General features: G+C 51.1%; 12 protein-coding genes and 1 pseudogene. 6 read left to right on the plus strand and 7 right to left on the minus strand.

Annotated features, from left to right (window positions below; translation table 11 throughout):
* Positions 1-60: 60 nt before the first annotated feature.
* The 3 genes and pseudogenes from CGL_RS15265 to CGL_RS15275 form a co-directional block, all read right to left on the minus strand.
* Positions 61-4,992, minus strand: a complete 4,932-nt coding sequence (locus CGL_RS15265) for a DEAD/DEAH box helicase (protein ID WP_011015608.1) — start codon at positions 4,990-4,992, stop codon at positions 61-63.
* Between the two features lie 63 nt (positions 4,993-5,055).
* Positions 5,056-5,565: a DUF4395 domain-containing protein gene (locus CGL_RS15270; RefSeq protein WP_011015609.1), complete on the minus strand. Its 510-nt coding sequence runs from the start codon at positions 5,563-5,565 to the stop codon at positions 5,056-5,058.
* 171 nt (positions 5,566-5,736) lie between these two features.
* Positions 5,737-6,153, minus strand: a pseudogene (locus tag CGL_RS15275) (PfkB family carbohydrate kinase); the annotation flags it as partial.
* 20 nt (positions 6,154-6,173) lie between these two features.
* On the opposite strand from CGL_RS15275, the gene CGL_RS15800 reads away from it, so the two are divergent.
* A complete protein-coding gene (locus CGL_RS15800; RefSeq protein WP_306556787.1) occupies positions 6,174-6,497 on the plus strand; it encodes an MGMT family protein in 324 nt (107 codons plus the stop codon).
* A gap of 75 nt (positions 6,498-6,572) precedes the next feature.
* The gene (locus CGL_RS15280) at positions 6,573-6,779 is read left to right on the plus strand and encodes a heavy-metal-associated domain-containing protein (protein WP_003860938.1); all 207 of its coding nucleotides are present in this window, start codon (positions 6,573-6,575) and stop codon (positions 6,777-6,779) included.
* An 83-nt stretch (positions 6,780-6,862) separates the two neighbouring features.
* On the opposite strand, the gene CGL_RS15285 is transcribed toward CGL_RS15280, so the two are convergent.
* On the minus strand, positions 6,863-7,675 hold the full coding sequence (locus CGL_RS15285; protein WP_011266071.1) for an MFS transporter: 813 nt from the start codon (positions 7,673-7,675) through the stop codon (positions 6,863-6,865).
* 113 nt (positions 7,676-7,788) lie between these two features.
* Positions 7,789-8,817, minus strand: a complete 1,029-nt coding sequence (locus CGL_RS15290; RefSeq protein WP_011015613.1) for an ABC transporter substrate-binding protein — start codon at positions 8,815-8,817, stop codon at positions 7,789-7,791.
* Positions 8,818-8,994: 177 nt separating this feature from the next.
* On the opposite strand from CGL_RS15290, the gene CGL_RS15295 reads away from it, so the two are divergent.
* Positions 8,995-9,972: a zinc-binding dehydrogenase gene (locus tag CGL_RS15295; protein ID WP_011015614.1), complete on the plus strand. Its 978-nt coding sequence runs from the start codon at positions 8,995-8,997 to the stop codon at positions 9,970-9,972.
* Between the two features lie 42 nt (positions 9,973-10,014).
* The gene (locus CGL_RS15300) at positions 10,015-10,401 is read left to right on the plus strand and encodes a DUF1304 domain-containing protein (RefSeq protein WP_011015615.1); all 387 of its coding nucleotides are present in this window, start codon (positions 10,015-10,017) and stop codon (positions 10,399-10,401) included.
* A 67-nt stretch (positions 10,402-10,468) separates the two neighbouring features.
* Here the strand turns inward: CGL_RS15300 and CGL_RS15305 are convergent, their stop codons facing one another.
* Positions 10,469-10,675 (minus strand): hypothetical protein, encoded by a 207-nt coding sequence (locus tag CGL_RS15305; RefSeq protein WP_020948667.1) that lies wholly within the window; start codon positions 10,673-10,675, stop codon positions 10,469-10,471.
* Positions 10,676-10,782: 107 nt separating this feature from the next.
* Positions 10,783-11,583 (minus strand): bifunctional hydroxymethylpyrimidine kinase/phosphomethylpyrimidine kinase, encoded by an 801-nt coding sequence (thiD, locus tag CGL_RS15310; protein WP_011015616.1) that lies wholly within the window; start codon positions 11,581-11,583, stop codon positions 10,783-10,785.
* A 74-nt stretch (positions 11,584-11,657) separates the two neighbouring features.
* Between thiD and CGL_RS15315 the strand changes: the two genes are divergently transcribed.
* Both CGL_RS15315 and CGL_RS15320 read left to right on the plus strand, forming a co-directional pair.
* Positions 11,658-12,005 carry a hypothetical protein gene (locus CGL_RS15315; RefSeq protein WP_011015617.1) on the plus strand — a complete coding sequence of 116 codons (348 nt, stop codon included), beginning with the start codon at positions 11,658-11,660 and terminating at the stop codon, positions 12,003-12,005.
* Between the two features lie 72 nt (positions 12,006-12,077).
* Entirely contained in the window at positions 12,078-12,281 is a 204-nt protein-coding gene (locus CGL_RS15320) for a heavy-metal-associated domain-containing protein (RefSeq protein ID WP_003855276.1), read from the plus strand.
* The last annotated feature ends 48 nt before the right edge of the window (positions 12,282-12,329 follow it).

Below are 12,329 nucleotides of genomic sequence, written 5' to 3' on the forward strand. Positions count from 1 at the left end.
AATTGAACATAAAATTGCAGCTTCCAGAAGTCACACTTCTGGAAGCTGCAGTAGGAAAACTCAAAGCTCCTCTACAATTCTCATGGTCTCAACGGCAACGCGGGTGACCTTAGCAATCAGCTCCACAATGTAGCGAGGGTTACCCACTTCATCAGCCCAATCATTGGGATCATTAACAATGCCGGACGCCTTATCTTTCTTCACCTGGTAACGGTCAATAAGCCATGCGATGGCAGAACGTGAACCTAGTTGATAGTTTTCAGCTTCTTCGGGGATGCCGCTGATGGTGATTGAGCTGTTGTAAATCAAGGTGGTATGGTCCTCCACCAATTTCTTGGTCTCTGGATCACGAACCTTAGCCCACTTCATCTTGGTAACACGCCAGGTCTCACGATCCGTGGGATCAGCTTTTTCTTTGACCTTTACCTCCACATCCCATGGTTCAACATCTTCATAGTTGATATGAAGATCCATCAATTCCTTGCCGGCTGTCACAAAGTGATCAAAGCGTGCGCGATCAGTAGGGGTTTCAATATGTGGCAGCATCTTCTTTAGATCAGCCGCATAGGCCTCACGATAGGCAGGATCATGCAACTGTGCATAAACAAAGTAGAAGATGTCATCCTTGGTGACATCCTCACCCAAGCTTGATTGGTAGAGCTTTAAGATCTCGTCGGTGATGTTATCGACGCGCCGGTAACCGTCAAGGATCTCGCCTTCAACTCCCTTTTTTGGGGTTGTGGAGAAAAGTCCATTACCGAAGTCTAATTCGCCTTCTCGAGTTTCGATGGGTTCCCAAGTCCATCGGGTAAAGAACTGTCCGGCGTTAGAACCCCACATAGCAAGATCTGGAAGTAGATTTGTTGCAAGGGTAGAGAATGGCTTGGCACTACCTGGGTTGACGATATAAAAGCCCTGGTTGTCATGTTCCGGGGTCGGGAACATTGACGGTAACTGGTATCGACGCTGGTTCAATGAAACATGGAAGTATGTCTGTTGAGGGAAAAATGGACGATACAAGGACATTTGGATGCTGCTTGGATCAAAAGAAAAAGTATCACCGCGTGACAAGGACATTTTTAGATTGGAATCCCAGGATATTTTCTTGCTATCCGCTAAATCAGGGTTCTGCTTAAGGAATTGATTAACGTCAGCTTCCTTAGGAGATGTCACTCCGTTATCCACAACCCACGAATTAAACCGTTGCTGAGCTTGTTCATAGGTTTCTAATAACCGGGTGATATTAGTTTTTACCTGCGCAGATGTTGGCCCATAGCACCAGGCATCGCGGCCAGTCTTTAGACCAGCAGAAAAGGTTTGAAAAACCTTTAATGCAGATTTGTTTTTCTTATCACCGAGTACAGGCCAGGTATCAAAATCTACAGAGCGCTGGCTGATCCAATCTCCATATTCATTAGGCGAAATAGTCTGCCACTCAGCGCCCTCAATTGTGGCAACGGCAATCTCGTTCAACTTCGCATCCGCGCTGAGATTGTCACCAATATCTTTATAAAGAATCCTGCAACCAGACAATTGTGGGTTTTTCACGGCAACAATGATTTGAGTACCCACACGGACATTAAAGACGTTGCCGCCCTCGCGCTTAGCCAAATCACCACCTGTTCGGGAATTGCCACGAAGGTTGAAAACATAAATCTCGGAGAAGTCCTGTGCCAAACTTAGGCGCACACCATCAGCGGTATTGCCGTCAACCCAACCGTTGTTAGAAACAAAAGCAACAACCCCTTGTGTGTGAATACGATCTGTTGCCCACCGGAAAGCACGTAAATAGGAGTCGTACAGAGAGTTCTTATTTGTTGCGGTCGAATACTTCGCATAAGAATCTTCAATACGTCGATCAAGAGTGGGGTACTTGAGGTTTGCGTTATTGTCATTCGCACTCGATTGCCCCACAGAGTAAGGCGGGTTACCCACAATAACCTGTACAGGAGTAAGTCTCTGACGCTCCATACGGTCATTGTTAGCAGTAAAAACATCTAGATCGAGTTTGTCATCGTCTTCATACATCTGGAAGGTATCACCCAACACAATGCCATCAAACGGCTCATAGACCGGCGCATCTTCACCATTACGCAGAGCACGCTCTCCCTCGAGACCAAAATAAGTGGTCTCAATGTTAACGGCCGCAACATAATAGGCAAGCAACATGATCTCAGTAGCGTGCAGCTCATTGGCATATTTACGGGCCAAATCTTCAGGCTTAATTAGACCTGACTGCAATAAACGCACCATAAAAGTACCCGTACCGGTGAAAGGATCAAGAACATGGACATCTTTATCGCTTAAGCCACGACCAAAATGCTTCTTGGACACATCATCGGCAGCTCGCAGAATAAAGTCCACGATCTCAACAGGGGTATAGACAATACCTAGAGCTTCAGATTGCTTTTTAAAGGCCTTTTTAAAGAATCGTTCGTAGAGGTCTTTAATTACTGCTTGTTTACCAGCTGCGGAGCTTACTTCAGCAGCACGGATACGAACAGAGTCATAGAACTTCTCAAGTTTTTCCGTTTCAGAGTTAAGTTCAGCACTATTAAGAGCATCTGCCATGCGTTGCATAACCTGGGAAACAGGGTTTTGCTTAGCGAAGCTTGATTCAGCAAATAGAGCGTCAAACACTGGTGCGGTGATCAGATGCTGTGACAACATGCTGATTGCCTCGTCGTCAGAGATGGACTCATTGAGGTTGCCACGTAGACCTTCAACAAATCGCTCGAACTCTTCTTTGATCGTTGGTGAAGCATTGTCTAAGAGCGCTTTAATACGGGTTATTTGTGCTTGGGCGATGTCAGCAACATCATCTGCCCAATCTTCCCAGTAGGTTCGGGTACCAACTTTATCTACAAGCTTGGTGTAGATCGCTTCTTGCCACTGTTCTAAAGAGAACAGTACGTATTGTGTAGCGGATTCAGCACTGTCATAGGGTGCGTTATCTCTATCTTTACTTGTAGGGCCAGTATGCTCAGTCTCAACAGGTAGATCCTTAATATTTCCCTCATTGAGCGCAATGGAGTTCACCATTGCGTTAAAACGGTCATCGTGAGCACGAAGGGCGTTAAGAACCTGCCATACAACCTTGAAGCGGCGTGAATCATTTAACGCAGCTGATGGTGCAACACCTGGGGGAACAGCAACTGGCAAGATGATATATCCGTAATTCTTACCTGGAGATTTACGCATAACTCGGCCAACCGACTGAACCACATCCACCATGGAATTACGGGGATTAAAGAAGATTACGGAATCCAAAGCCGGTACATCGACACCCTCAGAAAGGCAGCGCGCGTTAGTAAGAATCTTGGTTTCCATTGACTGGGTAGGAGCTTTAAGCCAAGTTAAACGAGAGTTTCGTTCCAGCGCATTCATTGATCCATCGACATGCTGGCATGCCACGCTCAAATTGAGGTTGTGCTCATCTACGTCATCGTTTTTAACCTCAAGCTCAGTCGTATAAGCATTGACAACTCGTGGAAAAGACTCCGCGATTTGCTGAGAAGTCTTAATGTCTCGCGCAAATGCAACAGCTCGTTCCATTGCTGCGTCAGAGCTTGAGAAACCAGTCTTGGTGTCTTGCTCTTTACCCGAACGCTTTGCCAAGCCATTCCACGCGCCAATAATTGCGGAAGTCATGTCCAGAGTGAGTTCTTCACCAGGTGTTGAACCCAAAACAGTTAAGGCACTGGCTGCAACTTGCTCATCAACTGTCATCACTACAACTTTGTAGTCAGTAAGCAGGCCTTTTTCTACTGCTTCCCCAAAACCCAGCCGGTGAAATTCGGGTCCGTAGATTGCTTCATCATCCATGGAAGAAACTTCAGCTGAATGATCTGCAGCCTTGCCCTTCACGGAGTCGTCGAAAAGCCTTGGGGTTGCCGTCATGTACAGCCGCTTTGCTGCCTTGATATAAGAAGCGTCATGAATGCGGGTGAAGTTTGAAGGGTCTTCTCCAGCCAAGGTGATGCCTGTGGTGCGGTGGGCTTCATCGCAGATGACAAGATCAAAGGGCTCAGCCCCAGCTTCTTGAGCCGCGTGAACAGCAGGAAGGGACTGGTAAGTAGAGAACACCACGGTCAATCCTGCTGCTCGCTTACGATGCTCCAGTTTTTCCGCAATCAATGCACCATCAGTACTTACCGGAACTTCAAGATCATAAGCAGCAATATCTTCTGCAGCCTTGGAGACCTTGGAGTCAGAACATACGGCGACAGGACGAAGATCCATTGTCTTTTGTGCAGTCCACTCTTTGAGTGTTTGCGAAAGCAAGCTGATGGAAGGGACTAGAAAAAGAATGCGAGCTTTATTGCCATTGAGTCGCGCAACCTCTTCAGAAAGACGCAGGGCAGTAAAGGTTTTTCCGGTACCGCAAGCCATGATGAGCTTGCCACGGTCATGAGTTTGGAAGCCTTCAATTGCTTTTTCAATAGCAGTTTGCTGGTGAGGACGAGGGCTATACGGCTCTTTAAGCTGCAGGTTAATAGTTAATTCAGAACCTGGATAGGCAATATCCCAGTCAATCGGGGATTCCGCAATTGCAGATAGACCAATGCGGTTAGTTGGAATGGTTTGGTTCTCCAACATCTTTTCCGCATTTGAACTCCACTTATCAGTAGTGGAAATAACGAGTCTATTGCTAAAGGAGCGTGTTCCTTCAGGGGTTTCAAAAGTGCGTCCCGAGGCTTCAAAGAAGGAATCTAGCTGTCCTTTTGCCAGGGAAGTAGTGGGAAGATAAAACTTGCACTGGATCGCCGTATAAGCATCATCGTCCTTGTTATAAGCCACTAAGTCGATGCCAGTATCCATGGTGCCACCGTTATATGGCCAATCGACCCAACGATGGACTTCATCAAACTCAGTGGAGAGAGTGGGGTCAGACTTAATGAAGTTGACCATGAGTTTTTCAAAAGCCAAACCCTGCGCAGACTGGGAAGGCAGTGTGCGCAGGGCGGATACAGCATCAGTAATCGTGGACATGCATTCCATTGTGTCCTATTCACTCAAAGGACATGTCCATTTGGTGGTCTTAGATTCGAAGTGCTACTTCAGGCTAACGAGCCAGCCGGTGCGGGAGGATTCCTTCTGGAAGCACTGCTCGCAAACGTCTTCTGGGATGACGCCGTAGCGCATGAGCTTGCCGAATCCCCAGCAACCGAGGCAGATACCAAAGACGGATTCTAAGGTGGCTGCTGCGATGAGCATGACTAGGACTACGGAAGCTGCAACGTTAAATCCAAAGGCCATAAGGATAAGGGAAGTACCGCTAAAGCCCAGGCCGATGGTCTGCGCGAAGCGCTTTGGTGGGCCAGGGGTCAGGATCGGTGCTTTCTTCAGCAGTGGTACAAGTACGTGTACTGAAAGACGTCCAAAGGGGGAGTAACGGGGTCCGCCGGCGACGCGCAATGCGAAGCCGAAGGTCAAGATGCTTGCCAAAATAATACGAAGGTCACCAGAGGCAAAAAGCGTGGCGGCGCTCAGCAAAACAACCAAACCCGCAGTGCAGCGAGCTGCATATTCGTTAACGGGGTTAGGGAAATCAAAAACGGCCATCGCTGGGTTCTCCTGTAGAGAGGTAATAAATTCTTAAAACTAATCACTTATGAACTAGTTGTTCTATGAAGCATAGACCTATTGGTCTACTTAGGCAATAGGTGCTTTAAGCAGCGGAAATCCCCGTGTTAGCAGTCACTAACACGGGGATTTGATCGGTATTTTAAAACTCTACTTGTTGTCCTCAGCAAGCCATACGGAGGTAAAAGGTGCGTTGGATGCAACAGCATCTTGAACCGCACGGGTAACCACACGCTTTGCGGTTGCCACTGCGTCTACAACCTCAGCACCCTTTGCGAGCTCTGCGGTGATAACAGCTGCGAAGGTGCAGCCTGCGCCGGAAACGCGCTCTTCACCAATCTTTGGCTCAGAGAAGACGTGGTAGGAGGATCCGTCGAAAAGCACATCCACGGCGTTCTCGCCGGGGAAGTCCATGCCACCCTTGACGACTACGTACTGGGGGCCTTGCTCATAAATGAGGCGGGCAGCCTCCTTGAGGTCCTCGACGGTCTCAAGCTTCTCAAGGCCGGAGAGGGTGGAAGCCTCGAAGTTATTTGGGGTAACGACGGTTGCTTGAGGCAGAAGTTCTACCCCTTGATCTTTCCCCGTTGTGGAATAAAGTTCACACCATCGTATCTTCAATCCCTGCAGGTCATTGGGCGAGTTACGGAGATGTTGCAGTGGCAGCCGGAACAAATGCTCAGTCCATTGGTAACCATCTTGCTGAACACCCAGTACTAAACGCTCATCGAGTTCTAAGAACAGATGGGTCAATCTCAGATGGTTTCAGATGGTTAAACGCTGAGGAAACCCGCTCACCAAAAGAAGTATTGGAAAGTGAAGGTGTGGAATTTACTTCTTCCAATAGGGCAAACCCTCAACAGCGATTGACTCCAGAGGAATTGCTCGCCTTCTTTGCAGCTGAGAATTAACTCACCCTTGCCCTTATACCCCATAGGGGTATAGCCTTGAGGGAGAGAGTACTTCACCTGAAAGGGGCCAGTGACATGGCATTAAAGAACTACACCGTTGAGGGCATGACCTGCGCACACTGCGTGGCATCGGTAACTGAAGAGGTAAGCGAAGTTAATGGCGTTAGCGCTGTTGACGTCACTCTAGAATCAGGAAACGTCGCTGTCAGTGGCGAAGGTTTCAGCGATGCAGAGATCCAGGCTGCTGTAGAGGAAGCCGGCTACAAGATCGTTGCCTCCTAAAGCACCCAAGAACATTTAAAAACCTGCCTCTTCACCATTTTATACCTGGTGAAGAGGCAGGTTTTTTCGTCGAAAAGCGTGGTTTAACCCGGGTTGACCAGCACCTTTGGTGCCTTAATGGCCGGGGTTGCGGTGACAAAAACTGGGGAGGTTTCAGGAATGAAGCGGGACGCGGTGAAGGCGAAGAGCGCAATGATGATCATGTATACCGCAGGGGCCAGCGGGCTGCCGGTCCAGGAGACCAATGCGGTGGAGATAAATGGAGCCGAGCCGCCGAAGATTGCGTAAGTGACGTTGTAGGTAATGCCGGCGGAAGTACCGCGGGTGACCTCTTGGAAGACCTCGGCCATCATTACTGAGGTAACGCAGTTAGCGGTAACCGCGCCGATTCCAAGCATTACCTGCGCAATCAAAGAAGCAGTCAAAGTACCTTGACCTGCAATGATGTAGGCCGGGATCGCCATAATTACTGTGCTTAAGGTAGCGAAAGCCATGATGTTCCGGCGGGGGAATTTATCAATTGCGCGGCCAACAAATGGGGCCACAATTGCTGCCATGCTGAGAGCGATGATGTTTCCAGCCAGCACTAACGTGCCCTCCAGTCCGACGGTGCTGCGCAGGAAAGTGGTCATGTACGTGGTGAAAATGTAGAAGCTCAGACCGGTGCAAGAGATAAAGCCACCTACCCGCAACATCATCTTCCACTCAGTACGCAATGCCTGCTTAATAGGAGCTTCGGGGCGTTCGGATGCGGGGCGTACATTTTCCTGGGCACCGGTGCGGATCCACCAGCCGATAAGCCCTAGTGGCACGGCCATCAGGAATGGAATGCGCCAGCCCACTCCCAACATTGACGTCGGGGCGGGCTGAACGATTGCGAAAAGGCTAGCACACACAATAAATAGAACCCCTCGCCGAAGCATTGGCGAGGGGGATGGGGACGTCGATAAGCAATTAAGCGCGGCACAAACTGCAAGGCGCTGACCAGCTCAATTGCGGGGTCGAGGGGCTAGGATCCGAGGATGTTTTCGATGTCGTCGAGCACTTCATTGGCGCCGAGAGGACCCAACCCCATGAACCAGCTCTCGTCATTGACCTCCAGGGCATGACCTTCTTGGACGGCGGGGAGGTTGTGCCACAGCTCGTTGGACAAAATGTTGTCCTGCTCGGTGGCCTCGGGCTTGCCGTAGGTGGAGTAGAAAATCCAGTCGCCGTTGGCATCGGTGATGTTTTCGGGGGAGATCTCCACGGCAAGATCGTCGATATTTTGGATCTCTGGGCGAGAAAGCCCCAGGTCCTTAAGGATTGCACCGATGAAAGAGAGGTTTCCGTACAGGCGGGTGCGACCAGGCATGAAGCGGACGAGTGAGATTTCTGGGCTGCCGTCGATGGTCTCGCGGACTGCATCGACATGGGTTTGGTACTCGTTGAGAACCTCGACGGCTTTGCCCTCGAGACCGAGCGCGTCGGCGGTGAGGAGGAAGTTTTCCTTCCAGGGGAATCCGGGGCGAATACTCAGCACGGTTGGTGCGATTTGGGAGAGCTGATCGTAGGATTCGTCGACGCGCAGCTTGCTGCCCAGAATCAGGTCAGGCTTGAGGGCGGCGATGGCTTCGAAATTGAGCTCACTCGTGGTGCCCACAGTTTGTACATCTGCCAGCTGATTTTCGAGGTAAGCGGGCTGGCTGGAGGCGTCTTTCGGGCTGGCGATGCCGACGGGAGTCACGCCGAGGCTCAAAACCTGGTCGATTTCACCGCTGTCGAGAACCACGACTCGTTGTGGCTGCTGCTCAAGGGTAGTTTCGCCGCGTGAATGCACAACGGTGCGGGGGAATTGGCCTGGTTCGGCGTCGCTTCCCAGAGCGGCGGTGGCGGAATCCGCTGTAGAAAATAGGCGGCCGCCGACAGCTACATCGTCGCTGGTGCTTGTGGCTTCATCACTGGCCGTGGAACATCCTGCGATACCCAAAGCCAAAACGGTACCCACGATAACTGCGCTGCGTGAAAGCGACCTGAAGGTCGTTCGAATAGATTGCATTAGGCTATCCTAACGCAAGTTCTTAACCTATTGCCAGTCTTTGGCCATAACTTTCTACGGTTAAAAAGTTGCATTGACCTGCAAGTTTACTGCTCGGCCGTCACGGGGGAATGGAAAAAGTACGCTTGGTGTTCATATAGCGAACCCATTTTCTATTGCGATGAGAGGAACACCACCATGCGCGCAATCACTCACAACACTTTCGGCGACCCCGCCGACGTCCTACAGATTACCGAGAAGGAAATTCCCACTCCCGGCCCAGGTCAGGTTCGTATTCAAGTGACGCTGGCAACCATCCACAACCATGATTTGTGGACCGTGAAGGGCTCTTACGGCTTCGTCCCAGATCTGCCGGCCGCCGCAGGCACCGAGGCAGTCGGCATCGTCGACGCCCTGGGCGAGGGCGTCGAAGGTTTGCAGGTCGGTCAGCGTGTTGCGTCCGGCACCAGCTTTGGCATCTGGGCGGAGTACGCGCTTGTCGACGCCTCCGGCCTCATTCCCGTACCAGAACAGCTCTCCGACGAAAGCGCAGCTCAGCTCGTCGCAATGCCTTTCAGCGCCATCAGCCTTCTTGATTTCCTGGATATGAAACCAGGGGAGTGGCTGATCCAAAACTCCGCAAACGGTGCCGTCGGCCGCATGCTCGCACAGCTGGCAGAATCCCGCGGCATCCATGTCGTTGGTCTCGTCCGCCGTGACGCCGGTGTCCAAGAACTCGCTGCTCAAAACATCAGCGGCGTCGTTTCCACTGAGACCCCAGGCTGGGAAAAGCAGGTCGAAGACATCACCGGTGGCGCAAGCATCGCCGTCGCACTTGATTCCGTCGGTGGATCCTCCGCAGCTGACCTGGTGAAACTGCTTGGCGAAGGCGGCACCCTCGTCTCCTTCGGCGCCATGGGCAACCCAATCATGGAAATCCCATCCGGCCCCGTCATCTTCAAGCACATCACCGTCAAGGGCTTCTGGGGAAGCAAAGTCAGCCGCGAAATGCCAGCAGAGAAGAAAACCCAGTTGTTCGGCGAGCTCATTGCGCGCATACTTGATGGAACATTGACCCTTCCAGTTGATTCCACCTTTGATGCCGCTGACATCGTCTCGGCCGTGCGCGCCTCCAGCGAGCCTGGCCGTGCCGGAAAAGTGCTCATTCGTTTCTAAACGTTTAAGGCCCATTAGACCCCTGATTTAAAAGGATCTCACATGATCATTATCGGAGCAGTTTTCGCCATCCTCGCAGTTCTACTGCATGTTTTCATCTTCTACATGGAATCATTCGCATGGACTAGTGAGAAAGCACGTGGAGTTTTCGGCACCACCGAAATCGACGCCGAGAACACCAAGGAGATGGCCTACAACCAAGGCTTCTACAACTTCTTCCTGGCAGTCATCGCCGGCGTGGGTGTTGCGTTCCTCTTCGCTGGTTCAACTGGCATCGGCGCAGCCCTCGCACTCGCTGGCACCGGTTCCATGCTGGCAGCCGCTGCAGTGTTGGCTTTGAGCTCACCCGACAAGCGTGGTGCAGCCTTCAAGCAAGGCACGTTCCCGCTGCTCGCAGTGGTGTTCCTTGTGATTGGATTGCTGGTTTAAGCAGTTTTTTAAAGGAACTTGCCCTGGACTTCACTTTTGTGAAGACCGGGGCATTTTTGTTTTTCTTCTACAAAATTTCTCCGTCAATGAGCCAAGCCAATGACCTGTAGTTATCAAGCATTTCTGATTCTTCCACGCTCAATAAATCTGCATCGTAGAGGCGATGCATCTGTTCCAGGTTAAAGGGACGCATCCGTTCAAGTAGTTCTTGTCGTTCAGCCCGGAGTTCCGCTGTTGTACAAACTTTGAAAATCGGTGTTGAATTTTCAGACATAACTAATTGTAACAACGCTTTGCACCTTCAACGACTGTTTGAAATCCAATAGCAAAGCTCCCTTTATGCGGCTTTTAACGCGCAAAAAGGGAGCTTGTTTAAGATTTCTACTTGTTGTCTTCCGCCAACCACACAGAGGTAAACGGTGCGTTGGATGCGACAGCGTCCTTCACTGCGCGGGTGACTACGCGCTTAGCGGTGGTCACTGCATCAACGGCAGAGTTGCCCTTGGCCAGCTCTGCGGTGATGACAGCTGCGAAGGTACAGCCAGCGCCGGAGACGCGCTCGTCGCCGATCTTTGGTTCAGAGAACACGTGGTAGTCGGTGCCGTCGAAAAGTACGTCCACAGCGTTGTCGCCTGGGAAGTCGATGCCACCCTTAACAACGACGTACTGAGGTCCTTGCTCATGAATGAGGCGGGCTGCTTCCTTCAGGTCGTCGATGGTCTCCAGCTTGTCTAGGCCAGACAGGGTGGTGGCCTCGAAGTTGTTTGGAGTAACCACGGTTGCCTGTGGCAGCACCTTCGCGCGAAGGGCAGTGTCAGTATCAAGTGCCGCGCCGGGCTCCTGGCCCTTGCAGATCAGTACCGGGTCTAGGACAACGTGCTTGAAGCTGTTTTCCTCCAAAGCGGTTGCCACAGTATCGATCGTTGCAGGAGTACCCAACATACCGATCTTCACCACATCAAGATCGTGCGCTGCGGTGGCGGCCTCAATCTGATTAGCGATAACCTGCGCATCAACCGGGACAAAACGGTGATTCCAGTTGTCTTTAGGATCAAAGGCCACCAAGCATGTGATGGCACCAATGCCATAAACATCTAAATGCTGGAAGGTCTTCAAATCAACCTGGATGCCGGCGCCGCCGGTAGCTTCTGAACCTGCAATAACGAATGCGTAATTAACCACACTTCAAACCTAGCCCCTCAGGTGGAGGATTCCGACATTACCGTCTGAAAAATTTCATCCGTAGGCTAAAGAGCATGTCGAAAACGATCATCGTGCGCACCGAAATTGAAATCCCTGGACACCCAACCGCCATCCATATCGCAGAGATGCAGGAGCTTCCCCCATCTGAGGCTCAAGGCGGCGTGCAGATGTGCAAAATGCAGCGCATTATTGAACTAGCAGGAACTGCCGAAGGGGATGTCGTTACTGGTGCAGGTGTTATTGGCGGATCTAATTTCCAGCTGAATAACGAGCCAAATGAAGTGGTTCCCCATCCAGATACCTATGCGGATTTCCCCGATATCAAGGCGGTTGTTATCTCCGCGGAGACTTTTGAAGGCCTGTGGCTGGAAGCGGGAGCGAAGTTCCCTGGGTTAAATTAACCACTTGCAGTATACCCTAGTGGGGTATATTGTCTGCTGTTAGAAGATACCCGACAGAAAGGGGCCAATAATATGGCTATCAAGAACTACACCGTCGAAGGCATGACTTGTGGACACTGCGTCTCCTCCGTAAAGGAAGAGGTCGGAGAGGTTGCTGGCGTCACCGCTGTGGACGTCACCCTAGAAACCGGTGCCGTGCAGGTTACCGGCGAAGACTTCACCGACGAGGCTGTCAAGGCTGCTGTCGTTGAGGCTGGCTACAAGGTTGTTGCATAAACCCCTGAAAAGTTTAAAGCCGCCCCCTCACCGTAATGCTCACGGTGA

The organism is Corynebacterium glutamicum ATCC 13032, assembly GCF_000011325.1.
In the GTDB taxonomy this organism is placed as follows: Bacteria; Actinomycetota; Actinomycetes; order Mycobacteriales; family Mycobacteriaceae; genus Corynebacterium; species Corynebacterium glutamicum.